Source organism: Prevotella sp. RM4 (assembly GCF_000701965.1).
Classification (GTDB): Bacteria; Bacteroidota; Bacteroidia; order Bacteroidales; family Bacteroidaceae; genus Prevotella; species Prevotella ruminicola.
Genome location: NZ_JNKG01000009.1, coordinates 243,288 through 268,901, shown reverse-complemented (window position 1 = coordinate 268,901; position 25,614 = coordinate 243,288). Strand labels below are relative to the sequence as shown.

21 protein-coding genes are annotated in these 25,614 nt (G+C 46.7%); 10 read left to right on the top strand and 11 right to left on the bottom strand.

Annotation, left to right across the window (positions count from 1 at the left end):
• Positions 1–31: 31 nt before the first annotated feature.
• Positions 32–2,065: a hypothetical protein gene (locus T499_RS0109155; RefSeq protein ID WP_033150733.1), complete on the top strand. Its 2,034-nt coding sequence runs from the start codon at positions 32–34 to the stop codon at positions 2,063–2,065.
• A gap of 18 nt (positions 2,066–2,083) precedes the next feature.
• On the opposite strand, the gene T499_RS0109150 is transcribed toward T499_RS0109155, so the two are convergent.
• The 6 genes from T499_RS0109150 to T499_RS0109125 form a co-directional block, all read right to left on the bottom strand.
• Positions 2,084–3,289: a MalY/PatB family protein gene (locus T499_RS0109150; RefSeq protein WP_033150732.1), complete on the bottom strand. Its 1,206-nt coding sequence runs from the start codon at positions 3,287–3,289 to the stop codon at positions 2,084–2,086.
• On the bottom strand, positions 3,286–4,131 hold the full coding sequence (locus T499_RS0109145) for a DUF3737 family protein (protein WP_013063370.1): 846 nt from the start codon (positions 4,129–4,131) through the stop codon (positions 3,286–3,288). Before T499_RS0109145 ends, T499_RS0109150 begins: the two co-directional genes overlap by 4 nt.
• 117 nt (positions 4,132–4,248) lie before the next feature.
• Positions 4,249–4,668, bottom strand: coding sequence for a DUF3836 domain-containing protein (locus T499_RS0109140; protein WP_028906611.1), 420 nt, complete (start codon positions 4,666–4,668; stop codon positions 4,249–4,251).
• A 96-nt stretch (positions 4,669–4,764) separates the two neighbouring features.
• Positions 4,765–7,113 carry a glycoside hydrolase family 3 C-terminal domain-containing protein gene (locus tag T499_RS0109135; protein WP_033150731.1) on the bottom strand — a complete coding sequence of 783 codons (2,349 nt, stop codon included), beginning with the start codon at positions 7,111–7,113 and terminating at the stop codon, positions 4,765–4,767.
• A gap of 21 nt (positions 7,114–7,134) precedes the next feature.
• Positions 7,135–8,949 carry a glycoside hydrolase family 2 protein gene (locus tag T499_RS0109130; RefSeq protein ID WP_033150730.1) on the bottom strand — a complete coding sequence of 605 codons (1,815 nt, stop codon included), beginning with the start codon at positions 8,947–8,949 and terminating at the stop codon, positions 7,135–7,137.
• Between the two features lie 8 nt (positions 8,950–8,957).
• A complete protein-coding gene (locus tag T499_RS0109125; RefSeq protein ID WP_033150729.1) occupies positions 8,958–10,895 on the bottom strand; it encodes a glycoside hydrolase family 97 protein in 1,938 nt (645 codons plus the stop codon).
• 164 nt (positions 10,896–11,059) lie between these two features.
• Between T499_RS0109125 and T499_RS0109120 the strand changes: the two genes are divergently transcribed.
• Positions 11,060–11,503, top strand: coding sequence for a hypothetical protein (locus tag T499_RS0109120; protein ID WP_157054576.1), 444 nt, complete (start codon positions 11,060–11,062; stop codon positions 11,501–11,503).
• Positions 11,504–12,058: 555 nt separating this feature from the next.
• Here T499_RS0109120 and T499_RS0109115 read toward each other — a convergent pair.
• The gene (locus T499_RS0109115; protein ID WP_033150727.1) at positions 12,059–12,316 is read right to left on the bottom strand and encodes a hypothetical protein; all 258 of its coding nucleotides are present in this window, start codon (positions 12,314–12,316) and stop codon (positions 12,059–12,061) included.
• A gap of 236 nt (positions 12,317–12,552) precedes the next feature.
• Positions 12,553–13,152, bottom strand: coding sequence for a hypothetical protein (locus T499_RS0109110; protein ID WP_139294797.1), 600 nt, complete (start codon positions 13,150–13,152; stop codon positions 12,553–12,555).
• Positions 13,153–13,416: 264 nt separating this feature from the next.
• Between T499_RS0109110 and T499_RS0109105 the strand changes: the two genes are divergently transcribed.
• From T499_RS0109105 to T499_RS0109085, 5 genes are read left to right on the top strand one after another with little or no spacing between them, the layout of a single operon-like run.
• Positions 13,417–16,341: a TonB-dependent receptor plug domain-containing protein gene (locus T499_RS0109105; RefSeq protein ID WP_232221084.1), complete on the top strand. Its 2,925-nt coding sequence runs from the start codon at positions 13,417–13,419 to the stop codon at positions 16,339–16,341.
• 1 nt (position 16,342) lies between these two features.
• Positions 16,343–17,551: a DUF4249 domain-containing protein gene (locus T499_RS0109100; RefSeq protein WP_084163046.1), complete on the top strand. Its 1,209-nt coding sequence runs from the start codon at positions 16,343–16,345 to the stop codon at positions 17,549–17,551.
• A 17-nt stretch (positions 17,552–17,568) separates the two neighbouring features.
• The gene (locus tag T499_RS0109095) at positions 17,569–18,819 is read left to right on the top strand and encodes a hypothetical protein (protein ID WP_033150724.1); all 1,251 of its coding nucleotides are present in this window, start codon (positions 17,569–17,571) and stop codon (positions 18,817–18,819) included.
• 42 nt (positions 18,820–18,861) lie between these two features.
• Positions 18,862–20,157 carry a sensor histidine kinase gene (locus T499_RS0109090; RefSeq protein WP_033150723.1) on the top strand — a complete coding sequence of 432 codons (1,296 nt, stop codon included), beginning with the start codon at positions 18,862–18,864 and terminating at the stop codon, positions 20,155–20,157.
• On the top strand, positions 20,154–20,855 hold the full coding sequence (locus T499_RS0109085) for a response regulator transcription factor (protein ID WP_033150722.1): 702 nt from the start codon (positions 20,154–20,156) through the stop codon (positions 20,853–20,855). The genes T499_RS0109090 and T499_RS0109085 overlap by 4 nt, the downstream gene beginning before the upstream one ends.
• Positions 20,856–20,869: 14 nt before the next feature.
• Here the strand turns inward: T499_RS0109085 and T499_RS0109080 are convergent, their stop codons facing one another.
• The 3 genes from T499_RS0109080 to T499_RS0109070 form a co-directional block, all read right to left on the bottom strand.
• Positions 20,870–21,658, bottom strand: a complete 789-nt coding sequence (locus T499_RS0109080) for a hypothetical protein (RefSeq protein WP_033150721.1) — start codon at positions 21,656–21,658, stop codon at positions 20,870–20,872.
• A 96-nt stretch (positions 21,659–21,754) separates the two neighbouring features.
• Complete coding sequence (locus tag T499_RS0109075) at positions 21,755–22,744, bottom strand: GNAT family N-acetyltransferase (RefSeq protein WP_033150720.1); 990 nt, start codon at positions 22,742–22,744, stop codon at positions 21,755–21,757.
• Positions 22,745–22,763: 19 nt separating this feature from the next.
• Positions 22,764–23,588 carry a glycerol acyltransferase gene (locus tag T499_RS0109070; protein WP_013064868.1) on the bottom strand — a complete coding sequence of 275 codons (825 nt, stop codon included), beginning with the start codon at positions 23,586–23,588 and terminating at the stop codon, positions 22,764–22,766.
• A gap of 213 nt (positions 23,589–23,801) precedes the next feature.
• Between T499_RS0109070 and mraZ the strand changes: the two genes are divergently transcribed.
• Genes mraZ through T499_RS0109055 form a run of 3 tightly spaced genes read left to right on the top strand, consistent with a single transcriptional unit; the run spans position 23,802 to position 25,614 of the window.
• A complete protein-coding gene (gene mraZ / locus T499_RS0109065) occupies positions 23,802–24,257 on the top strand; it encodes a division/cell wall cluster transcriptional repressor MraZ (RefSeq protein ID WP_013063363.1) in 456 nt (151 codons plus the stop codon).
• Positions 24,254–25,168, top strand: coding sequence for a 16S rRNA (cytosine(1402)-N(4))-methyltransferase RsmH (gene rsmH, locus T499_RS0109060; protein WP_013065354.1), 915 nt, complete (start codon positions 24,254–24,256; stop codon positions 25,166–25,168). Before mraZ ends, rsmH begins: the two co-directional genes overlap by 4 nt.
• Before the next feature lie 8 nt (positions 25,169–25,176).
• Positions 25,177–25,614 (top strand): FtsL-like putative cell division protein, encoded by a 438-nt coding sequence (locus tag T499_RS0109055; protein WP_013064597.1) that lies wholly within the window; start codon positions 25,177–25,179, stop codon positions 25,612–25,614.

Here is a 25,614-nt window from a genome sequence, read left to right as displayed (position 1 = left end):
GCAATTTTCACAAAACCCAACCCATATTTATATGAAAAGACTTTTTATGTTACCCCTTCTGTTGCTGGCTGTTTTATCGGCTCAGGCACAGAATCCGTACCTCCCGCTTTGGGAGCATCTGCCTGACGGTGAACCTCGTGTATTTGAGGATCCCGATCAGCCAGGAAAGTTCCGTGCATACATTATCGGTTCGCACGACACCAACTACACAGCCTACTGCGGTAGCGATATCCGCATGTGGTCGGCACCAGTAGAGGACTTAAGCCAATGGCGCGACGAAGGTCCTATCTTTACCCATTATGTTGACGGTCAGTGGGACACCATGTTTGCCCCAGATCTGGTTGAGGTAAAGGATAAGGCCACAGGTAAGAAGACCTACTATCTGTATCCCCACTCTCGTGGCTGGCAACGCGTGCCCATGGTTTGTAAGGGCGACCGCCCCAACGGTCCCTTCACCCCTATCAATCTCACCGAGGATGGTCGCAAGTGCCTGCCTGGCTCACTGATTGATTTCGACCCATCAGTATTCATCGAGCCAGTTACCAACAAAAAGGATCCGGATTACGCTAAAGGCTTCCGTGCCTACGTATTCTATGGTTTCCAACATTCAACCGCTTGTGAGCTGGATCAGAACACCATGTACTCTATGCGCCCAGGCACTGAGCTGCACGATTACTTTATCCCCGCTTCGGCCAGTTACGGTAAGGTTCGTGACCCAGAGGGCACGCAGTATCCAGCCCTCTATAAAGGACAGAATCCTGGCGAGTTTAACTTCTTCGAGGCTTCGAGCATCCGTCAGGTAGGCAACAAATACGTGATGGTATTCTCTGGTTATAGCGGTCCTGACTACGGACAGGGCTCTACCAACTCTGCCTTGCGTTATGCCTTTGGTGATTCACCATTAGGTCCTTGGCGCTCTGGTGGTGTATTGGTTGACTCGCGTGGTGTAGTAACTGGCGAAGACGGTTCGAAGCTGATTACCACCAATGCCGCCCACAACACCCATGGCTCGCTGCAGGAGATTAACGGTCAGTGGTACGTATTCTATCATCGTCCACCACGTGGTTTCGGCTATGCCCGTCAGGCAATGGTAGCCCCTGTTAAGATTACTTGGGACAAGAAACCTGTGGCTAAAGGCGGTACCGTAAAGATTACCGGTTACGATCCATATGCTGCTGATAACAGTTGGACAGCCAAGGCTACCGATGGCACAGAATATACTGGTGCCGAAGTAACTTCAGAGGGATTCCAGATTTTCGGTCTGCCCCCATATCAGTACTATTCGGCTGGTATCGCCTGCTTTCTGACTGGCGGCACCAACAGCAACGACTGGATGCAGGATAACCACGACATCTGGAACAACTCGATGGACCTGGCTGGCATTACCAATACTGGTATTGTAGGCTTTAAGTACTTTGGCTTTGGCGGACTGAAAGCCGACACCAAGGGCATCAAGGCCTTTAAAGGCATCAGTAAAGGCGATGGCGCCACATTGAATCTGAACCTAACTCCAGGCGGACATGGTGCCTTTAAGATTCACGTACGTCTGGATAACCCATGGAAGGGCGAAGAGATTGCCGTACTGGATATTCCAGCCGATGCACCACGCACCGCTAAGATTTACCAGGTAAGCACACCTGCAGTCGAAGGACTGACAGGTAAGCACGCTATCTATCTGGTGGCTGATGGTGCAGAAATCGAAGCGCCTATACGCCCACAGTGGGGCCCACGCAGACCTCAGCGCCCTCAGGGACTGTTCGACCTGCACGGTATCGGTTTCTCAAAGGCTGGCGATAAGTTCGAAGCTCCTGTTGTGCCTCAGGTCAACATTGAGGTTGACGGACAGAAGTTAGTCATGCCCACAACACCTATCCGCTTTACTAATCTGAACGGCTATACCGACCAAACTCGCTATCAGGTATATGGTAAAATGAGCGACAACTCAAACATTGTTGCCACATCAGATGTACCTGAAGTAAAGTTCGAGATTAGTAAAATCGTAGAAGGCCGCGCCACTATTAAGGCAACCTACAATGGTTTGACTAAGATATTCCTGATTAACTAACATAAATAAAGGATGCACTCAACCGAGTGCATCCTTTATTCTTTCCAAGGCTTCTTTCAGTCGTGAACGCTGGGTGGCGATGTTAAAGCGTACATAGCCCTCGCCAGTCTGAGGTCCGTACATCGTGCCAGGATTAAGCCATACCTTAGCCTCATCAAGCAGTTTATCGCATAGGGCCTGCGATGTGATATTCATGGCCGAGATATCAACCCAAGGCAGATAGGTGCCCTCCAATTTGCAAACCTTCCACTGGGGGATGTTTTCAGCCACAAACTCGCAAAGCAGCTGATAGTTTCCCCAGAGATACTGGTTCAGTTCATCTATCCAGTCTTCGCTTTCGTTATAGGCAGCTTTCAGCGCCACAGGACCAAAGGGATTCAAGTCGCACACCTCGTTAATATTGATAGCACGATCCAATCGGCGGCGCCATGCAGGCTGCGAACAAATGATGTTTGCTGCCTGCAAACCGGCAATATTAAACGACTTTGAAGGCGAATTAAGGATAACACTATTCTGACGACAAGCCTCGTTCACAGCCGCAAACGGCTGGAATTGATGGCCTGGCATCATCAGTTCGCAGTGAATCTCATCGCTAACCACTTTTACACCATACTTCAAGCAGATATCGTTCATCTGCATCAGCTCCGCCTTAGTCCAAACACGTCCTGTGGGGTTATGAGGATTGCAAAGCAGGAAAACGGTAGTCTTCTCATCGGCACATTTGGCCTCAAAGTCCTGCCAATCCACCTCAAAGGTATCGCCTACGCGCTTCAATGCGGTTTCAAGCACCTCGCAGCCATTGTTACGGACCGACGAGAAGAAACAGTTGTAATCGGGCGAGAGAATCAGCACTTTCTCGCCTGGCATGGTGAGTGCCTTTATGGCCACACTCATGGCAGGAACAACACCTGTGGTATAGAGAATCTCTTCGCGATGGATAGTCCAATCGTGGCGTCGCTGGAACCACGAGATAACAGCCTCGTAGTAATCATCCTCAACTACAGCATAACCAAACACACCGTGCTCGGCACGCTTACGAACGGCCTCCAGAATAGCTGGGGCAGCCTTAAAGTCCATATCGGCCACCCAAAGTGGGATTATTTCCTTAAACTCGGAATTGCCCCCTGGCGGAAGCCAGCCCCCCGTTGAACGTGGGGCTTCCTCGTCCCACTTTACGCATCCCGTTCCACGACGTTCTACCAACTCGTCAAAATCGTATTTCATTTTCTTGTTTCTATAATACAATTATTTGGTTCACGCACGTTCTCATCGATAGTAATCGAACCTATACTGTCGGCAACGATGTGGCCGCTGGTGGGGTTCTTAATGTTCTCGATGTGGCCTTTGATGTCGGCCTCAACGGTTGAATATTCAAACACACGGTCGCAAGCAGCGTCAAAGGTACAGTTCTCAAGTACCAGGTTCTGTGCATAGCACAACAGCTGCTCGCCAGCCAAATGACAGTTAACCAAGCGCACATTCTTAGAGTGCCAAGCCAAGTACTCACCATCCAGCGTAGAATCGTAGATAGTCACATTCTCACACTCCCAGAACGAATCCTTCGTGATAATTTTAGCATTGTGAATCTCTACATTCTCACAATACTGGAATACATATTTGGCATCACTCTCCAATCCATCTACATAGATATTCTTAGAGAACATGAAGGGATAGGTTCCCTCATGCAGCTTCACATTCTTCAGTTTCAAGCCATCTACCTTCCAGAAAGTTTCGTCGGCATCGTTAATCACTACGTTCTCTAACTCTACGTTCTTCATCTCACGGAAGAACTTAGGGCCATCAATCGTACAATCCTTCATCACCAGATCGTTGGTGTACCAGATGGCCGAACGCGAACCAGGTGCAAAATAGCAGCGTTCGATTTTAGCACCATCCACGTGCCACCAAGGGTATTTTCCATAGAACTTGCTATCGTAACATTCCATGTTCTGGCACTGCTTGATACCAGACTCTCCATCTACAATTGTAATCTCTTCTAATCTCAAATCATGAGCGGCAAACAGAGGCCTCTCGCCTCCAAATTCCTTACCTCTAATTAGTTCCATTGTTTTTGTATTATTATAAATTCGGGTGCAAAGTTACTAAGAAAATCCGTAATCAGTATAAACTGACCACGGATTCTTTTACCCTTTAAGGGTTTTTATAATTTAAAGAGAGAGAATTTATTTCAACGCGAGCAAATAAGCATCCAAAGGTTCCATGACTACCGTACGACTGGTAAGGTACATGTTGTCGTGTGCCTCGTTCATCTTATAGGTCTTAACCGTTGTAAGATTAGGAGCCTGCGAACGGTAGAGTGTTACCTGCGAGGGGATATCATAGGTCTGCTTATCGGCATTCCACTGACTAACCTCTTCGTTGTAGCCATTCTTAAAGTACTTATAAGTCAGGCGGCTGCTCTTCTGCCACTGCTGTGTGGCTTCATCCCAGCTCAGCATCTCCTTGAAGGCAAGGCGACCCTGCTCATCGTATTCATAACGATACTCAACCTTCTGAGCCTCACTCTGATTGTTAGCTGCATACGAACTAACAGTGCTAAGACACATGGCGATAACCATTGCTGCTGTGATGATTGCTTTCATACCTTTATCGTTTTAAATTGTTATTTTTATCTGTTTGACGTTGCAAAGGTACGAAAAGTTGCACAAGCATTGAGTTATCGTAATGTTATCTTTAGGTTAAATCTGTTTTGCCTCTGAGAAATAGTACTTTCTCAAAGGCATTTTAACAGCTTCGCCACTCAGATTTATCTCCTGCTGCAGCTTGATATCCTGCGATGATGCGCCTACCTTAATGATATACTTGCCTGGCTGGATGTTCCACTGGCGCTGACCATCATGGGTATAATAACCTAACTGCTCGGTGTACATCTTCACGCTAATCTTCTTGCTCTCACCGGGCTTCAGCGATACACGGGCAAAGCCTTGCAGCTGGATAGGACGAATCTGCTGACTCTTATCGGCAGGCGAGAGATAGATCTGTGCCACCTCATCGGCTGCCACCTTACCTGTATTCTTCACATCAAAGGTAAGGTTAAAGCTCTCGTCCTTGGTAGTAACCTCGGTTGTAGCCTCTAAGTTAGCATACTCGAAGGTGGTATAGCTCAAGCCATAACCGAAAGGCCATGCAACACGTGCATCCTTCTCGGCAGCATAGTTGTAGCAGATAGGCTCGTTGATCTCAACATTAGGATAGCTGACAGACAGCTTGGCCGATGGCGATACCTTACCATACAGGATGTCGGCAACAGCATTACCACCCTCCTCGCCAGGATACCAGGCCTGAATGATGGCAGCACACTTCTCGGCTAAGCCAGAGATAACCTGAGCTCTACCGCCAAACATCACCAGCACTACAGGTTTGCCTGTCTGGATGAGTTCCTCAACAAACTGCTCCTGCTTACCTGGCAAGCGCAGGCCCTGACGATCGCGGTTCTCACCACAAAGCATCACGTTCTCGCCCACGGCAGCAATAATCACATCGGCATCCTTAGCCATCTGCAGGGCTTCGGCTTTGTCGGCCTTTTCGCCTGCATCCACCTTGCGGTGCAGCAACTCGTACTCCCAAGCACGTGCATCGCCCAGCTCACCGTATTTAGTCTCAATTTCCTCGGTCCAATCGCAACCACGCGAATACATCACGTTCACGCCCTCGGGCTTGTGGTTCTGCATACCTTCGAGCAGTTTCACGATGTGAGGATTCTCCGACTTATAGTCGACCTTCTTCCAGAAGTACGACATGGCAGGATAGGTATAGTCGCCACACATAGCCCAGATAGAGTTGGCATTAGGACCAGTAAGGAGCACGTTCTTCACCTCCTTGAGTGGCAGCACCCCATTGTTCTCCAACAGCACCACACTCTGGGTAGCGATATCGTAAGCCGTCTTTCGCTCCTCGGGAGTATCGAGTTTGATATCCTCCTTCGAGTAGAGATAAGCATCCTTATCGAACAATCCCATACGGAACTTGATACGCAGCACATTCTTCACGGCACGCTCCAGCACCTCGGGCTTAACCAGACCTTTATCGATAGCCTCCTGCAAAAGCTGGTAGTTGGCACCAAAGGGGAAGTCGACATCGTTACCACCATTGATGGCAGCAGCAGCCTTTTCTACTGCGCTGTCGATATTTGGAATCTGGTCGATAGCGGTATAATCGCTCACCACCATACCATCGAAACCTACGTAACCACGCAGAATATCCTGCAGAATCTCGCTGTTAGCCACACATCTGATGCCATGCACATCATGATAACCAGGCATTACAGCTACGCTACCAGCCAAACGAATCATAGTCTCGTGAGGCAACAGAATCTCTTCCATCATCTCCTTCTCGTCGGCATCGCCGCCACCACCATAACCTAAGTAGTGCTTAGAGCAGGCGCCAACACCTTTCTTCAAGTCGCCCTGCTGCAAGCCGTCAACAAAGGCGGTACCCATCACAGCCGACAGGTAGCCATCCTCGCCATACGACTCCTCCAAGCGATTAAAGCTGGGGGTGCGACATACATCCACCATTGGCGACAGGGCAAAGATACCACCCATCTTACGCAGCTGCGTACTGGTCTGACGTGTTTTCAGTTCAGCCAACTCAGGGTTGAACGAACCAGCCTGACCAATCTGCTGGGGATAGATGGTAGAACCTAAGGTATTGATACCCGAGAGCACCTCTTCGTGCAAAAGTGCTGGGATACCATTGGGTGTATGGTGCATCAGCCAGTCCTGAATAGCCACAGCACGATCGCGCAATTCGTTCGGATCGCGAGGCTGCTGCATGCAGAACTGTGAGAAATGACCAATACCATAAGGTATCAGTTCCTTACACTTGGCTGTATCTAACTTGCCGTCAGCATCAAAGAGTTCGTCCATATACATACTCTTCAGCTGTGCGATGCGCTCCTCCTGAGGCATCTTCTGGTAGAGTTCATCAATTTGCTGTTCCATGTCTGTTGCTGTGTTACAACTTGTAATTAATGCAGCAAGCGCCATCATAGCCCAACTGCCAATAGTCTTAAGTTCCTTTTTCATTGGATAATACCTTATTTATTATTATTTAGTCTCGTACCACTTCTTCAGCACGTAGAAGGCCAGCTTCTTCTCGCCCTTATCGCTTACCAAACCCTTACGGTTGTAGTAGTCCTGCACACCAGGCAGTACACGACGAGGTGAACGGAAGTCCTTCAGAATCCAAGGTGTGGTACCTGCCAAGCCCTCAATCTTATCGAGCATAGCAGTGTTCTCCTTATAGAGATTCTCCTGGAACTCCTCAGTCCAACGCTGGTTCTTGGCACCATGATAGCCGTAACGGGCACCGCCACCAAACTCGCTGATAATCACAGGTTTGTCGTAAGGAATCACCCACTTCATCTTTGGGGCATCGTTTACATCGCGATACCAACCGATGTACTGGTTAAAACTTACCACATCTACATACTCGTTCATGTTGTCGTTCAAACGGTTCACGTAGTTCGAGGCACCTGTAACCTCCATCGCCATCGAAATCAGACGGGTGTTATCGAGTGTGCGGGCATACTTGGCCAGACCACCTAAGAACTTATCACGCTCAGCAGAGTGTGGGGTTTCGTTGGCGATACTCCAGATAATCACGTTAGCGCGATTATGGTCGCGGGCAATCATATCGGTAAGCTGCTGCTTGGCATTGGCGAAGGTGTTGGGATTAGTCCAGGCGATGGTCCAGTAAACAGGAATCTCGCTCCATACCAGGATACCCATACGCTCAGCCTCGCGCACCATCTCCTCGTGGTGAGGATAGTGGGCCAGACGCACAAAGTTACAACCTAACTCCTTGGCCCATGAAAGCAGCGTGTGAGCATCCTCAACGCTGTTAGCACGACCGCCACCATTGGGCTTCTCATTGTGGATAGAGATACCCTTCAGGAAGATAGGCTTACCGTTAAGCAGAATCTGCTTGCCACGTGTCTCGATGGTACGGAAGCCGATAGAATCAGCAACCATACCTGCATCGAGCGTGAGCTGCACATCATAGCGCTTGGGGTTCTCAGGGCACCACAGCTGCAGTTTCTTGGCAGCCACCTTCAAAGTGCCACTTACCTGTCCCTCGGCATCAGTTGTAAACTGCTTTTCCAACTTCAGCTCAGGGATATTAACTACCACCTTATGACCTGCCTCCTTGGCACTCACCTGGGCAGAGAAAGTGATCTCTCTTACCTTGGCCTTATCAGCTGCCTTTGAGAGCTGCAGGTTGTAATCCTGCATATAAACCAAAGGTACCTTTACCAGCTTCACGTCGCGGGTAATACCACCATAGTTCCACCAGTCGAAAATCTGTGTAGGCACATCCTCGGCATGACGTTTGTTATCCACCTTGACAATCACAGTGTTCTCGCCTTTTTTCAGCAAATCGCTGATATCATAGTTGAATGGGGTAAAGCCACCCACGTGGTGACCAGCCTTCTTACCATTCACCCATACATGGCAATCGTAGTTTACAGCGCCAAAATACAGCAAGGTGCGGCATTCGGTCATAGGCACAGCCTGGAAACTCTTCTTAAACCAAACTGTTCCCTCGTAGAAAAACAGCTTTTCGTCTTGCGTATTCCAGTCAGAAGGAATCTTCATGGTTGGCGACTTATCGAAGTCGTACTCAATCAAATCCTCAGGCTTCTGGGGCTTGGCATTGATAAAGAAACCATTACGCATAGGGTTCATACGATAGTCGTAATAGCCCTCTTCCTGTACATCAACAATGTAGTTCCAATCGCCATTCAGCGAACAACTCTCATAAGCCTGCACATTCTGGATTAATGGCAGGGGCTCGTTAGCGGCTGAAGCTGCAAGCACACCACTTGCAGCCAGCAACATAGTAGTTAGTAATTTCTTCATATCATTTGTTATTTGATGATTAATCCACCATTGGGCTGGATAGTAACCTTAGCCTTGCCCTTCTTATCAACCTTCAGGGTACCCATGGTAGGCTCGCCCTTCTGGTTATCTACATAGACAGTTGGTGTTTTGCCAGCCAACATCGAAAGATCGAGTGTAAGCTTGAGTGGCTCCTTCTGGGCATTCAATCCTGCAATGTACCAATCAGCACCATGGCGACGAGCCAGTACCACGTACTTGCCAGGATAGCCATCAATATAGCGTGTCTCATCCCATGTAGCAGGCAATGTCTTCAGGAAGTCGAGCTCGAACTGAGGCAGCTCCTGCAGGTTGTTAGGACACATGGCCACACACTGGATTGATGTCTGGTTAGTGATGCCTGAAGCAATCTCGAAGATATCGGTAGTTTTGCGAGAGTGACGACTCTTGTTGTCGCGACTCAGATACTTGTTCATAATCACACCACCCCAGTCCATCGAGGCCACCGCATTGCGGCAGAATGGATGCAAGGTAAGGTCGAATGGCTCGTGGATGGCAGCGCCCTCTCCAAAGAACACGTTCTCGCTGGCCAACACAGCCTCAGAGGCTACGTAATTGGGGAACATACGCTCCCAACCGCGAGGCAGGGTGCATCCATGGAAGATAACCTGAATGCCGTAACGGTTGGCATCAACCATGATGTCCTCGTAAAGCTGCAGGGTTTCCTGCTTGTCGCCACCAAAGAAATCAACCTTGATGCCCTTCACGCCAATCTGCTGCAACCACTTGAATTCGCGGTTACGTGCCAGCGAGGTATTCAAACAGTTACGTGGGCCCTGAGGCGCATCATTCCAATAGCCGTTAGAGTTGTACCAAAGCATCAGGCTTACACCCTTGCTCTGTGCATAACGTGAGAGTTCCACCATTTTGTCACGACCTATCTGCGTATCCCAAAGGGCATCAACCAAGCAGTACTCGTAGCCCATAGCTGCAGCCAGGTCGATAAACTGTACCTGATCCTTATAAACGGTAGCACCATCCTGCCAGATAAGCCAGCTCCAGGTATATCGGCCCTCCTTATACTGTTCAGAGGCCTCGTAGAGTGGATCAACCACATCGTAGCTCACGGTAGTCTCAACGATAGGCTTCAGGGTTGAGCCTACGGTGATGGTACGCCAAGGTGTTTCGGCAGGTAACGACAGCGCTACAAACTCCGAACCAAAGCCACCATTCTCGCCCTTGTCGGGGAAAGCGATGGTATAGCCTGTACCAGGCTGATAATCAGAAACATGTGTGCCGCAATAAGCGCCGGTGGTACCTGTCTCGCTAACCAGTGCCCAGCCATCCTGCAGGTGGAACAGACAAGGGAAGGTATAGCCACGACCGTAGTGCGACTTCTCGTTCAGCTGGCCATCAACGCTATAACCCTCTTCGTAGCTGGGTTTGGTATTTGCCCAACCTGTCTTAGGACCAATCTGCGGTGTGATAAATGTGGTGGTGCCATCAGGGAAGTTAAAGCTGGTAGCCTCGCCAAAAACCAGCGTGCGCTGCATGCCACGTGGAGCTTTGGCAATACCATACTTAAAAGCCACATCGTTATCAGCTACCATAAAGGTAACAGTCATCTGCAACTTCTGTTCGTTCTCGAGTGTTAATGTAAGTTTGTTGGCCTTGTAATCAATGTGCGAAGCCTTAACGGTACGGATATCATACTGCTTTGCCACAGCCTCGGTCTTGCTATCCACAATCTTCAAGCCCTGGGTTAAATCGCCAATGCTGGTGTTCAAGCCTAAGTTCGACTTGGTAACCATCTGCTTACCATCAAGTGATACCTGATAGGTAGCCTTGCCACCCTCATCGTTCACTGTAACTTCCAGATTTCCACTTGGTGATTTCACCTTTACCTCCTCTGCCCCGCAGAGACTTGTAGCCAACAAAGCGGCTACCAAAAAAACATTTCTGATCATAGTTCGTTAGAAAATATTGATATTTTGGTTGCAAAGATACGAATTATCTACCAACGCAGGAAGTCCCCCAGCGTTAACAAATTGTAAAAAATACACTTCACCATACAAGGATTCCTACTTTCTCTCATTATCTTGTCAGTAACAAACATAAAAAAGCTATAAGTATGAAGAAGAATTGTTTTTTACAGATTTTTGCTGTTATGCTGCTATCCATCAGCATAACTGGTTGTTCGAGTGATGAATTCGAAGGGGAAGGTCTCTATGGCAGATGGCGTTTGCTTGAAGTACAGAATGGACCAGGATCACTAGGTGATGATGGACAACAGGTATGGAAGAAGGATATTCCAAATGATTATACGATTGAGATTAAAGGAGATGGAACCATTCTTTTTCCCGAAGACGAGAAGAACGCCTCAACACCGAGTACACCAGTTAAGTTGACTCTTGTTTCTTCTGAAGAAACTACTTATTCCAACTATCCTGTTCTAAAGATTGATGAAGTGCCATTCGGTTATGAGGTTACAAGTACTCGACTAAAACTTCACTATTACGGCTTCTACTTCTGCGACCATGTTCCAGCCACATTCGTATTTAAGCGAATAAAATAATCGCAGTTAGCCTACATGCCTACATAAAATTGCTCAAAACAACTGTGTATATGGGCGTTTTCGTGTTGTTCAAGCCTACATAAAGCCCCACAAAAGCCTACATTAAGCCTACATGATTCCTACATAAAATCCACAAAAAGTAGCTTTTTGATAGGCCAGAAGTAGCTTCTTGAGGCACAAGAAGTGGCTTCCTGCCGAGCAAAAAGTTACTTTTCAACGTACTTGCAATAATTTGTAGTAAGTGTAGTTGCGAAATTCTCTAGAGAATTTATGGCTAAGTGCCGTACTAAACATTGCTAACTGCCTAGGAAACCGCAAAATTCTCTTGAGAATTTTACAACAAGTATTAAGGATAAAAGTTGTTATTCAGGCAAAACTCATCTTCCACCCCGTGTATAAATGTTAAAACATGTAGGTATCACGTAGAAATGATGTAGGCTTTATGTAGGCTTTTGTGGGGCTTTATGTAGGCTTCAAATCGCCCAAAGCCCTTTGTACATACGGGTTTTGAGCGATTTTATGTAGGCATGTAGGCTATTATGCAACTTTTATAGTTTAATCATCATAAGTAACCTCATATTTTGCATTCAGCCTTTTATTATAGGTGATAGAGAATTGACGAGTAGGTATCTCGAACGAACCATGGTAGATAACCACTTCGTAATCGCCGTTACTGAGAGGACCAACCTCGCAGTAAAGATCATAAGGGCAAATACAATTTGCCAGAGCCGTCTCTTCCATCTCCAGAATCTTAATCACATTACCATCGATAGTAGCCTCTATTTTTAACTCCCCAGGAGCACAATTGAACATTGCGTTCACATGATTGACAGATAGATAACCGCCATCGCAGGCCTTAAACTCAAAGTACTCTGGATATTCGCTCCTAGTGTGGTTTGTACTTTTACAGCCGCTATTGGCAACATCTCTTACGCTAAATGGACCATTCGATGCACCTTTGGTTGATTCATCGCTACTACATCCGCATAAAGCCAATAACAAGATGGCTAATGAAAAAACTGCCTGTTTCATATTTCTGTTTTTGGGGGTTAGTCCATAACATTCTCTACAGTACGTTTCATCACAATATTCTTCTTTTCAAGCTTGGGATAAAGACGCCAAAAGTAGATGTCGATGATAGCTTGAGTTGCAAAACCACCAACGTGGTGAAGCAACTTGGTTTGCAGCTCATAATAAGATTTTTTGTCTTTGAGAGTGATCTCGCCAAGCGAGAACGATCCGTCATTGCCCCAGGTTCGACCGATAAGTAGCGTATATTTACTAAAATCTACATCTGGGAGCGGCTTACTACCCATATAGGCTTGCTGAAACTCCTGACGGCTATTGATCATCAAACATATTTCTTTGTCATAATCGCCATGTTCAAAAAAGGTTTTATATTCGTTACCTTGGCCGTCCCAATAAGGAGCATGCAGTTCTTCTTGGAAGAATGAGGCCAAAGGATCATTAGGGTCTGTTTCTGGTTTCCCCCATTGATTGTAAACCTCGCCGCCACGCACACCATCATCGTTACTGATAGCTATTATGCTATCATCGTCACCTCCACAGCCCATTAATGTTGAGCCAACAAACGCTGCAACAACTATGATTATCAGCGTCATTGTAATCATTTCTATCGTTCGTTTCATACCGTTTGGTTGTTATATGATTGAATGCTTTTTTATTCTTAGAATGCAACAGTAGCCAGAATCTTGCATAGCGAGGTATTTATTTAACAAACTTTCATTATTCACCCGGCTTAGTTGCAAAAGTATGTTAAAGTTTAAGGTCTCAATACAACGTTTTGCTTGTTTTTGCATTTAATACTTAGAACTTAGTTCTAAAATGCATCAACCAAATGATTATTGTGTATCTATAAAGACGTGAAAAAAGAATTATTACTATTGGCCTGTATGACGCTTGTTGTACAGCACACTGAAGCTCAGGACTACTTCTCTGCGGCTTCCGACTATGCTCGCCTGTATATTGGGCCTGTCGAACCTCAGTATCAGCTATCAAGATGGTACGACATTCCTTATTATAAAGGTAATACAAATATGTATAAAGGGCGAATAAGCTATTATGGGGTAGTTTACGATAATGTTGAACTACGTTTCGACCAGATGAAACAGCACGTATCTGTGCTATCGCCCAAAGCAGGTATCTGCTGTCTGCCTGATCAAAAGCACATCGACTGGTTTGAGATGGACGGCTACAGATTTGTACACGACCCAGAAGACAGCACCCGATTTGCAGCCCTACTCTGTGACGGCAGCAACAATGGCGTACAACTTTATCATAGTATGTGGAAGCACTATAACGGTGAGAAGACCTTTGGCGAAAGGAAGATACTTAAAAACCTAAGCGATCACGAACACTATACACTCGTTACACCTGATGGTGAAACATATCATGTAAAACGTGCTAAGGATGTGGCAGCGCTGTTTCCTGAACAGAAAAAGCAAATAAAGCAGTTTGCCAAACAGCAACATCTTACCTTTAACAAGCAGAGGCGTGAGCAAAGCCTTGCAAAAGTGGTAGCAAGTGTTATCGGCGAAAAGAAGGAAATCGCCACGAGTCATTTGCGACCAGAAACGGCACCAGAAGGAGAGAAAAACAATGCACTTCCTGTTTCGATAGAAAACATCCCTGTTGATTCGCTCATCGCTGGTATTCCCGTACTTGACAGCGATACTTTGTCGATATCAGCTGGTTCGGCAAATACACGAACTTATATTGTTCCTGGCGCCAAGAAAGCAAGGGCAAGCCTTGCCGACGATCAGGAACTGGCCGAGATTGTAGTTGTAGCAGGTCGCCAGTCGGTAGTACAAAGTACCACGATGGGCGCCGAGAAGTTCAAGCCCCAACTACTGAAGAATATCCCATCGGCCTTTGGTGAATCAGACATTATGAAGGTAGTGCTTACGCTGCCTGGTGTAACAACCGTTGGCGAGGCCTCAAGCGGATATAACGTACGAGGTGGTGCCACCGATCAGAACCTGATACTGTTTAATGGCGGCACGGTGTATAACCCAACACATCTGTTCGGCTTGTTCACATCGTTCAATTCAGATGCGGTCGAGGATGTGGAGCTGTTTAAATCAAGCATCCCCGCAGAATATGGCGGCAGAATAAGTAGTGTGCTGAAAGTGAACTCGAAAGAGGCAAACATGCGTAAGTTTACTGGTTCGGCCAGTATCGGCGCACTTACCAGCAAGGCCAATCTTGAGATACCTATCGTAAAAGATCATGTGTCGCTCTTGCTGAATGCCCGTACCACCTATAGCGACTGGATTCTGAAGCAGTTGCCAGAGGAAAGCGGCTACAAAAACGGTAAGGCCAACTTCTATGACTTTGGCGGCGTGCTTACCTGGAAACTTAACAACATGCATCGACTCAAGATATTCGGATATCTGAGTAATGACAAGTTCTCGTTCAGTTCAGACGACAGTTACGGCTATCAGAACCGCAACTTCTCAGCCGAATGGCGATCGATCCTGAACGAAAAGATAACTGCCACGCTCTCAGCAGGATTGGATCATTACGACTATTATAACGACGAAAAGGCCAAACCCACGATGGCTGCCCGACTGAGTTTCGGCATCGATCAGCTGTGGGCCAAGCTACATATCCGCCAGCGTCTGAATGAGAAGCAAAGTCTGTCTTACGGTCTGTCTGTTCAGCATTACGATGTACAGGGCGGCAAGTACGAACCTTTAAACGAGGAATCGTATGTCAATCCAGACCAGCTACAGAAAGAGAAAGCCTTGGAGAGCGGCGCCTATATCGACTACGAACATTCGCTGACAGAAAAGTTGTCGGTTTCGGCAGGTTTGCGCTATTCAATGTTCAATGCCATTGGTCCGCGCGACGTGAATATCTATGCCGACCAGGAACTGCCATCGCAGGAAACCTTGTTAGAGACACGTCATGAGACAGGTATCATCAAAACCTATCAGGCTCCCGAGTTCCGTTTCTCGGCACGTTATGCCATACAGGATAATTTCTCGATTAAGGCTGGTTTCAACACTATGCATCAGTATATACATAAGGTGTCTAACACCTCTATCATGTCGCCCACCGATATGTGGAAGCTGTCGGATATGAACATCAAGCCCCAGAACGGCTGGCAGATTGCCGCAGGTATCTATTACGAGACACCCAACAAGAACTACGAGTTCTCGGCCGAGACTTACTACAAGCACATCAGCGACTATCTGAACTATCGCAGTTCGGCTGTATTGCTGATGAATCCACACCTGGAAACAGATGTGATTCCTACCAAAGGAAAGGCCTACGGTGTGGAACTGCAAGCCAAAAAGCCTTATGGCAAGTTGAATGGTTGGGTAAGCTATACCTACTCGCGCTCACTGTTACGCCAGGACGACAAACGCGTGGCAACGCCCCTGAACGACGGCGACTGGTATCCTTCGGAATACGACAGACCACATGAGGTAAAAGCTGTGCTGAACTATAAGATTACAGAGCGATACAGTTTCTCGAGCAACTTTAACTATGCCACTGGTCGCCCAACAACAGTACCTGCAGGCCAGTTCTACAACAACAAGTTAGGTTACTACCTGCCCTACTATACCGAGCGTAACAACTATCGCATTCCCGACTATACACGTCTGGACCTTGCGTTCAACATCGAGCCGACTCATAGGCTGACAGCATTCTTCCACACCTCGTTCTCAATCGGTGTATATAATGCCCTTGCCCGCAAAAATGCCTATAACATCTATTATGTAACCGAAGGCTCAAGCATCAAGGGCTACAAGCTATCGGTATTTGGTACAGCCATCCCCTATATCTCACTTAACGTACGATTCAACTAATATGAAAAGGATATCATCACTTTTAAAAATCACCCATTTCATCGTGATTTGTGCCTGCATGCTGACAGGATGCGTGGAGGAATACGAAGCCGATCTGCCTGAGAGCGAAACGAACCTGCTAGTGGTTAACGGTACCATCCGTTCGAACGAAAAAAGCGAGTTCTATATCACAAGGTCTGTTCCACTTAATAAAGAGCCCAACTCTTATGATGAATACGACAGCTACTATTGGGAACCTATTATTTACCATGCAAGAGTTACCATCTGTGGTACCGATGGTTCTGAATACGAATGCCCAATACAGGATAACGGTTATTACACCTGTAACACCCCTGCGCTGGATCCAAACGTATCGTACTATGTAAGGATAGAATGCGATGGCGACATCTATCAGTCGGATCCCGAAAAGCCACTCCACACACCCGACATCGAGAAGCTGGAGTACTATCAGAAAGGCGATTTGGAGGACATCCAGATTCTGCTGACCACAGCCGAGCCTGATGATCCAACACAGACAGCCTACTACTCATGGGAATATACCGAGACGTGGGAAGTTAGGCCAAAGCGCCATACAGCTATATATTACGACGTGGAAGCCCAAAAAGCGATGGACATACCCCAAGACGAACTTTATCCAGAAAAGGGGTGGAAGACTGCGGATAGTAAAGCCATTCTAACGGAATCAACAGCTCATTATGTTGGTGGAAAATTCACAAAATACCAGTTACTGGATATTTCATACAAAAATGAACGCATAGCTTGGAACTATTGTAATGAAGTAACCCAACGTGCCATCAGCAAGGCTGAATACGAATACAATAAGGCATGTGTTGAAGCCGGATGGGAGATGGGCGGATTGTTTACCCCCCAGCCATCAGCCCTACCCAGCAACATTCGCTGCACCACCTCGTCGAAAAGAGCGTTAGGCTTTGTGGGCTGCTCGCTGAATACGGTCAGCAAACGTGTGTACATTGATGGGCATGATATCTACAGAGAGGTTCCCCAGCCTGGTCCATACATAAAATTAGAAGACTGCACAGAAATTGATTGCGAGAAAATGGTATATCAGGGCTTGATTCTCTATATATGGGATGATAAGCGATTGATTCAGCAGCCGCTAACCACATGGTGGGCTTATCCTGCCGACTTTGACGTACGCTTGAGTGGTGCAACAACTACCAAGCCCGACTACATGCCACCTTTTGAATAATCACAAAGATAACGAAGATGAACAGAATCATATCACTCATAGCAACTATTCTGCTGGCACACAACACTTTTGCCGCAGAATTCAGAACTGATCGCACCTGGTATCTGGCAGGCGAGCAGATGACAGTAAGTGTAACAGACCAAGATGCCCTGATAGCCTATGCCGAACTGTGCGATACGCAGGGTTTGGCCGCAGGCACCACTATCAGCATCCATAACCATAAAGGTACAGGCACCATTGAACTGCCAGCCAACTTGCATAGCGGTTACTATGCACTATCGGTATATACCCGCCACAGCGCTCAGGTATCAAACCAACTTGTTGCCATCATCAACCCGCTCCACAAGAGCAAAGATGACGATATCGAGTGGCTATCAAGCGACAGCAGCTGGGTAGAAGCCAATGGTACAGCAAAGATGATAAACAAAAAAGGTACAGATACCCGCGAAACCGAAGGACATATCATCAGGGCACGCATCAACAACACCTATAACGGGCGTACCTTTAATGGTGAACAGATTCGTCCGTCGTTAAGCATCGTAGGCAAACAGATTCATTATTTTGAAGGAAAAATGGAGAACGACTCTACCGTCGTGTTCTACACATACGGCATTCACGGCAAGCAACCATTGGTTCTCTCTGCCGCATCACTCACAGGTATGAGTCTGCCCATTGAGATGATCAGTCCGTTTGCCACCTTACTGCCCAAGGAACTTCCACATCTTGTATTACATTACAAACGCAGCGAAGTAGAGGAACGTTCACTGGCCATGCAGCGCCATCAGATAGCTATTGCCCCCGCCAAACGCGAACTGCAACTGGGCGACTATTCGGATGAGACTGCCGAAGATGGTGTGCCAATGGATTACGACCCAACGGTATTTGGCAATCAGCCCGACATGACATACAATCTCGACGAATACCGTCAGTTTCTCACTATTAAAGAGGTGCTGATTGAGTACGTTCAATGCGTACGAAGCAAGAAGAGCAATGGCGTAACACAGCTGTTTGTACGTAAAGAAGACGACCGATACAACAATTATTGGCCAGCTACGGTACTGATAGACGGCATGCCTGTTATCGACATTGATCGCCTACTGAAGTATGATGCCCGCCGCATCCATTATATCAACATCTATGGCGACATGTACACCTTTGGCAACGGGGTAAATAACGGTATCCTGTCGTTCATCACACGTTCTGGTCGACTCACCAACTACCCCACAGAGCCTAACACGCAGTATTTAGTGTACGAATTTCCACAATAAATTTGGAAGTTCACGTATTTTGCACTATCTTTGCAGGCGGTTATGCATAAAAACAGGTATAAATACGTGTCGATTGTGAGTGCGGTGGCAGTTCTGCTACTGCTGGCTCTTTATATGTGGATGACCTATCGTTCTGTTACGAAAGATATGACGGAACGCGCTGGCAACCAGCTCACGTGGGCCATGTTCTATGAGAGCTACACACGTGCCGACCTGGTAACAGCCGATGATACACTCAGCTTGTCAGAAGCACGAGGTAACATATCGTTAGCCTCGTCGGTTGAGGGTATGAACGATGCTCTGAGCAAAGATTATCAATCAGAGATCTCACTCGATACTGTTGCGCTCTATGTCGACTCGCTGCTGAGTGTAGCTGATATTAACCGCAACGTAACCATATTGGAGGTAGATTCGAACAAGAATGTGCTCAGGCGTAACAACGAGCTTAACACCTCGTGGTCGCTACTCACACGCCCCGTCAGCATTCGTAGAGACCAATCGCGAGCCATCCAGCTAGCACTTAACAACCCCTATCCCGAATTGGCTCAGAAACTGAGTCCACTCTTTCTGTTGAGTGCATTTATTCTTGGTTTCTTTGCAATCATTATTGTGCAGCTGTTGAAGTTTATTACCGAGCAGGAGCAGATGGCCGAGTTGCGTAACGACTTCTCGTACGCGATGGTTCACGATATGAAATCGCCGCTTTCATCGATAATTATGGGTGCACACTTTCTGCATAGCGGCAAGGTTGACGACAAGCCACAGATTAAAGAAAAGTACTATACCATCATTGAAGAAGAAGCCGAACACCTGTTGGCACTCGTCAACAAACTGCTCACCATCTCAAAACTCGAGAACAAAAAGCTGATTCTGAACAAGTGGGATATAGACATAGAACCAATAATTACCGATTTAATCGAGAAAGCAAAGGCCAAAGCCGACAAGCCTCTCGAGATTATTACCGACCTGAAAATAAGGAATGTGCTGGCCGATGAGCAATACCTTACAGAGGCTATTGCCAACCTGCTGGATAACGCCATTAAATACTCGAAGGACGAGATAAAAATCAAGATTTCATCGATAGACACCGACAAAAATGTACTCTTAAAGGTACGCGATAACGGTATAGGTATCACCAAGGAAGAGCAGCAGATTATCTTCGACAAGTTCGGTCGTGCTGCCATCCACGAAAAGAACCGCAAAGGCGGCGTATCCGGATTCGGCTTAGGTCTGAACTATGTCGATCAGGTTATGCAGGCCCATGGCGGCAAGGTGACGGTATCGAGTGAGAAAGACAAATTTTCAGAGTTTACACTTTATATCCCAAAGAACGTATGATCAAGTTATTGTTAGTTGAAGACGACGAATCACTCGCTTACATCGAGAAGACAGGTCTGGAAGACATTATTGGTGGCTACGAAGTAATTACCGCCAAGAATGGCAAGGAAGGTGTGAAAGTTTGGGAGGAAACGCATCCCGACGTGATTATATCGGATATCGACATGCCTGTAATGAATGGTTTCGAAATGGTGGAACGTATCCGCGAAACTGACGGCGACGTAATCATCATCTTCACTTCGGCCCTCACTTCGCCCAACGATGTAAAGGCCGGTTATCGCTTAGGCATCAATAACTATGTAAAGAAGCCCTTCGTACCAGAGGAGTTAGACGCTCATATCCAAGCGCTTATGAAGATGCGTGCTGGCGCCAAGACTCAGAACGAAACAAGCCACTACAAACTGGGCAAATTCACGTTGGATGCCAATCACGCCACTCTTCGCAACGACGAAACAGGCGAGGCACAGACCATCACCCAGCGAGAGGCTCAGATACTACAGCTGCTGGCCGAAAACAAGAATAATGTGGTTCGTAGAGAAGCAATCCTGAGTAGATTCTGGAATACTGAAGATGATTACTTTGCAAGTCGTTCGCTCGATGTATTCGTCAATAAACTCAGAAAAGTATTGGCCGACGAGCCAAAGATTACGTTGAAAACAGTCAGAGGCATCGGACTCCAACTATTAGTTAACGCATAAGCGCAAGCAAAGGCTTAATCAATAGGTTTGTAAGGTTCCATCGGATTAACAGCCAGATACAAACCTGGTAGAACCAAGATTATACCAATCAAGAGCCACCATCCGCTTGAAGGAATACCTATCAGGCATAATGTAACCACCCAAAAAGCCACATCGCCTATAATAATAGGTATCACACTACGGGTATATTCATAAACCAACGCCTGGAGTTGGGCCATCATCATGGAGACAATCATCAACATGAAGTTGCCATCAAGCATATTTATAAGAGCCATAATCAAGCCGTAAACCAATATTACGACTTGAGGGCGGTGTTTCCACTCTAAGATTTCGCGAATCACGGCACCATAGATAATCAGATCGGCAGTAGCCTCGACAATAGCAATTACGAATATCGAGAATACAGGATGATGCTGCATCCAAGCATACGACTCAATCAAGAAATCATCGCGCCAGCCCCTTTCGATTGCCACATCATTCATCGCGGCAAAAAGTACTGCCATACCAGCCATCGCAATAATCATACCTAAAAAAACCTTCCAACGGATGGGCTTAGGAATGCGACCGATAGTATAGCTGGCAAAATTATTCTTAAGGAACACGAAATTAAGAATTAAGCAAAGAATCAGCGCCAAGCCTGAACCTAATCCTGCCAGATAAGATATAGAAGAAGAAACTCCAACCTTATCACCATTATAGCCATCAACGAAACCAATAAAAAACCCACCGATAGCACCACCTACGAACATCACAAACAATGTGATGCCCAATGCCAACAGTAGATACATCATTGCCTTTTTCATCGTCTTTGCTTATTTTCTTTCCGAGTGCAAAGATACGATGAAATTCTTAAAGTAAGATAAAACAGTACGTTATCTTTAGGTTAAATCTTTTTTAACTTACTTTTCCTTATAAATTACCTGATTGGCGCCACTGGTAATCTTCAGAGCCTCAGGATGTTCCTTGATAAACGAGTCGATATGGCGCACGCGCTTCTCTTCAAGAATTTCATCAACAGCAATCAGGATACCAGTTTCCTCCACATCACCAAAGCCATAGTTGATAGCAGTACCAAACAACTTCATGGTTGGCGACAGACTCATATACGCATTAACCAAGGGTGGGATGTTATAGCCCAACTTACGGATTTCGCCATTCAGCACGCGATAGTCGTCCTTGAACGATGTACCACCAAACAACGACTCCAATTCCTTGGGATCGGTTTCCAATTCCAGCGGTTTCATCGGTATAATCAGCTTCTCTTTATCGTCGAAATGCTTCTTCAGGAAGTAGAGAATCATATCGCGGCCTTTGCGGATATATGATGGATACATGGTCATTTTTCCAAAGAAATATTTCACGTTAGGCTTAATCACCGTCAGGGCACCAAGTCCATCCCACAGGTTATCGAGTGCGAACAAACTCTTGGCACCCATACGCGAACTCTGATAAGGAAGAGAGACGAACGAACGACCAAGCTCAATGGTCCAAGGGGCATAATCCTTTATAAACTTTTCTGAGAAATGGAACATATGACTGGTGGCCAGTATGGGTTGACCTTTCTCGTCGTACTCCCAATCGGTGCCAAGCAGATAACGATAGCCGCCGATAATCTCTTCGGCCTCTGGGTTCCACACAATCAGCTGCTTGTAACAGTTGTCACAAGTATCGAATTCATCGATATCCATCGACTTACCTGTACCGCCACCAGCTTCGCGGAAAGCAATCTCACGTAAACGTCCGATTTCTTTCATCACGTTGGGTGCATTGTGAGCCGTAATGACATAAATCTCATTGTGGCTCTTGTTCGTCATACGCAGCTGACGGTCGGGAGTGAGTTCACTCTTGAGAACCTCTTTAGCAATTGGTTGGATAATTTCCTGTTCCATTCTCTCTACTTAAAAAAGTTTATAGTTTATAGACTTGATCTTTTACAAATTCTGCCCATTCCATCGGTGATTTCGACTTATCGAAAGTCTGCCAGGGGATCGGCTTACCAATCTTTACTTCGAAAGATTTGTGCACGTTTTTGTACATTTCATCGACCAAAAACAGCATAGCCAAGTTAAAGGGCAGGTGCTTGTCGCTGAAGTTTGCTAAGCGATAGAAGAACTTACTGTTCTCGCCGCTGAAATGGATGGGCACCACATCACGCTGATATTCCACACTCTTCGAGATAAAGGTCTTTTTCCAGGGAAGATCCTGAATCACACCGTTCTTTTTTCGCGAACAGATGCCAGCAGGGAACATCAGCATATGGTGATCACTCTGGAAACCAGCCTCGACCATCGCTGGGAAGTTACGACTCTGATTACCTGTTTTATTGATGGGGATGCACAACGGCGCCAAACCAGGCAGGTTCATCAGCAGGTCGTTAACCAAATAACGGAATCGCCCCTCATAGAAACGGCCGATGATAGCACCCAGTGCCACACCATCCTCACCACCCAACGGGTGATTACTTACAAAAGTGTATAATTTGCCATCGTTAGGATCAGGCAGATTCTCCTTACCAACGATGTTCAGCGTCATGTCGAGGTATTTCACACATTCCTCCAACCATTCAACGCCAACTTTATCTCGACTCTCCCAAAGAAAAGCGTTTACCTGGTCCTGGTGGGCTATCTTCTTTAGCCAACTAACCAAGAAACCGGGCACAAACTTAGCCTTTGCACCCATCTTCCCTTTCAGGATTTTTTCAATGTCTATCGTACGCTCTGTTACGGTTGTCATTTCTCTCATGCACTAACAAGTTGCAAAAATAGCACATTTCTTTGAATAATGAGCAAAAAATGCAGAAAAAACTTAGTTTTTAAATGTATTTAGGACACGAGAGGGGGCAAAATCATCAAAAAAAGGTTAAATTTGAAAAAAAGTGGGGAATTGTGGTGTAGAGTGGGGAAAAATGAGTAACTTTGCGGCAAATTTATTATTAAATATGTACGCATGCGTTTTATAGGTAATATAGAGGCTAAGATCGACGCTAAGGGAAGAGCTTTCCTGCCAGCTGTTTTCCGCAAGGTGCTACAGGCATCTGGCGAGGAAAACCTGGTACTCAGAAAGGACGTCTTCCAGAATTGCTTGGTGCTCTATCCTGAAAGCGTATGGAACGAGCGCCTCGACCTTTTGAAGTCGCAACTTCACCCATGGAAGCACACCCACCAGCAGATGTTCCGACAGTTTGTATCGGAGGCAGAAGTTGTAACGCTTGATGGCAATGGCCGATTCCTCATCTCAAAGCGCCTGCTGAAGGTTGCCGAGATTGATCAGGACATCCAGTTCATCGGCATGGACAACACCATCGAGATGTGGGCACCAGAGCGACTGAAGCAGACGCTGAAGACCGAAGAAGAATTTGGAATTGAATTTGAGAACATTATGAATAACTGTGAGGCCTTATGATAACCACAGCTGAGACATACCATGTACCCGTGCTTCTCCATGAGAGCATCGACGGACTTGCTATCAAGTCTGGCGGCATTTACGTAGACGTTACCTTTGGCGGTGGCGGCCACAGTAAAGAGATACTGCGCCGACTCGATGAAAAGGCGCATTTATATAGTTTTGACCAGGATCCAGATGCCGAGAAGAACATTGTAAACGACGATCGCTTTACATTTGTACGCAGTAACTTCAGATATCTGAAGAACTGGATGCGCTATTACGGCGTGGACCATATCGACGGTTTGCTGGCCGACTTAGGTGTATCGAGCCATCACTTTGATGATGAAACACGTGGTTTCTCTTTCCGATTCGACGCCCCATTGGATATGCGTATGAACAAACGAGCCGGAACTACCGCTGCCGAGATTCTCAACACCTACGATGAGGAGCAGTTGGCCGACATCTTCTATATCTACGGCGAACTGAAGAATGCCCGCAAGATAGCATCTATCATTGCCAAGACACGCAATGAGAAGAAGATTGAGACTACTGGCGACCTGATGAGCGCCACCGAGAAACTCTTCCAGCGCGAACGCGAGAAGAAAGAGATGGCCAAGATGTTCCAGGCCCTACGTATAGAGGTGAATCACGAGATGGATGCCCTGAAGGAGATGCTGAACGGCGCCAAGGATCTGCTTGGCGAAGGTGGACGCCTGTCGGTCATCACCTACCACTCGCTCGAGGACCGCATCGTGAAGAACATGATGAAAGCCGGCAACGTAGAAGGTAAGATTAAGCAAGACTTCTTCGGTCGTATCGAGGCGCCTTTCCGCCTGATAAACAACAAGGTAATTGTGCCCAGCGACGAGGAGCAGCAACAGAACCCTCGTAGCCGTAGCGCCAAATTGAGAATAGCAGAGAAAATATAAGAGAGAAGATGGAGAACAAAGAAGAAATTGAACTGCTGGTTGAAGCTGCCGATGTAAAAGAGCATGCCAAGAAAACCATCCAGAAGATTAAGGAAAAGGTGAAGGAGGAAGACCCCAAACTCACCCCATCCCTGAATCTGAGGACTATTCTTGGTGGCGACTTTCTGACAGCCGACATGGTGCGCCGCCAGATTTGGCTGATTGTGCTCATGGTATTGTTCACCATCATCTATGTGGCTTCCAGATACCAGTGCCAGCAGGATCTGATTGCCATCGATAAACTGGAGAAAGAACTGCTGCATGCCAAATACAAGGCCTTGTCGAGTTCAAGTACCCTGACAGAGAAATGCCGTGAGAGTCATGTGCTGGAGGCATTGAAGCAGAACAGAGATACGCTGCTGCATATTTCCGACCAGCCACCTTATATTATTAATGTACCAGAATAA

Bases quoted from the DNA above. Each gene is read 5' to 3' on its own strand.
- T499_RS0109100 (WP_084163046.1), top strand. From the start codon at position 16,343: ATGAAAAGGATATCATCACTTTTAAAAATCACCCATTTCATCGTGATT.
- T499_RS0109135 (WP_033150731.1), bottom strand. From the start codon at position 7,113: ATGAAAAAGGAACTTAAGACTATTGGCAGTTGGGCTATGATGGCGCTT.
- T499_RS0109105 (WP_232221084.1), top strand. From the start codon at position 13,417: ATGACGCTTGTTGTACAGCACACTGAAGCTCAGGACTACTTCTCTGCG.
- T499_RS0109075 (WP_033150720.1), bottom strand. From the start codon at position 22,744: ATGGAACAGGAAATTATCCAACCAATTGCTAAAGAGGTTCTCAAGAGT.
- T499_RS0109095 (WP_033150724.1), top strand. From the start codon at position 17,569: ATGAACAGAATCATATCACTCATAGCAACTATTCTGCTGGCACACAAC.
- T499_RS0109120 (WP_157054576.1), top strand. From the start codon at position 11,060: ATGAAGAAGAATTGTTTTTTACAGATTTTTGCTGTTATGCTGCTATCC.
- T499_RS0109080 (WP_033150721.1), bottom strand. From the start codon at position 21,658: ATGAAAAAGGCAATGATGTATCTACTGTTGGCATTGGGCATCACATTG.
- mraZ (WP_013063363.1), top strand. From the start codon at position 23,802: ATGCGTTTTATAGGTAATATAGAGGCTAAGATCGACGCTAAGGGAAGA.
- T499_RS0109055 (WP_013064597.1), top strand. From the start codon at position 25,177: ATGGAGAACAAAGAAGAAATTGAACTGCTGGTTGAAGCTGCCGATGTA.
- T499_RS0109140 (WP_028906611.1), bottom strand. From the start codon at position 4,668: ATGAAAGCAATCATCACAGCAGCAATGGTTATCGCCATGTGTCTTAGC.
- T499_RS0109110 (WP_139294797.1), bottom strand. From the start codon at position 13,152: ATGAAACGAACGATAGAAATGATTACAATGACGCTGATAATCATAGTT.
- rsmH (WP_013065354.1), top strand. From the start codon at position 24,254: ATGATAACCACAGCTGAGACATACCATGTACCCGTGCTTCTCCATGAG.
- T499_RS0109145 (WP_013063370.1), bottom strand. From the start codon at position 4,131: ATGGAACTAATTAGAGGTAAGGAATTTGGAGGCGAGAGGCCTCTGTTT.
- T499_RS0109115 (WP_033150727.1), bottom strand. From the start codon at position 12,316: ATGTTCAATTGTGCTCCTGGGGAGTTAAAAATAGAGGCTACTATCGAT.
- T499_RS0109090 (WP_033150723.1), top strand. From the start codon at position 18,862: ATGCATAAAAACAGGTATAAATACGTGTCGATTGTGAGTGCGGTGGCA.
- T499_RS0109130 (WP_033150730.1), bottom strand. From the start codon at position 8,949: ATGAAGAAATTACTAACTACTATGTTGCTGGCTGCAAGTGGTGTGCTT.
- T499_RS0109085 (WP_033150722.1), top strand. From the start codon at position 20,154: ATGATCAAGTTATTGTTAGTTGAAGACGACGAATCACTCGCTTACATC.
- T499_RS0109155 (WP_033150733.1), top strand. From the start codon at position 32: ATGAAAAGACTTTTTATGTTACCCCTTCTGTTGCTGGCTGTTTTATCG.
- T499_RS0109150 (WP_033150732.1), bottom strand. From the start codon at position 3,289: ATGAAATACGATTTTGACGAGTTGGTAGAACGTCGTGGAACGGGATGC.
- T499_RS0109125 (WP_033150729.1), bottom strand. From the start codon at position 10,895: ATGATCAGAAATGTTTTTTTGGTAGCCGCTTTGTTGGCTACAAGTCTC.
- T499_RS0109070 (WP_013064868.1), bottom strand. From the start codon at position 23,588: ATGACAACCGTAACAGAGCGTACGATAGACATTGAAAAAATCCTGAAA.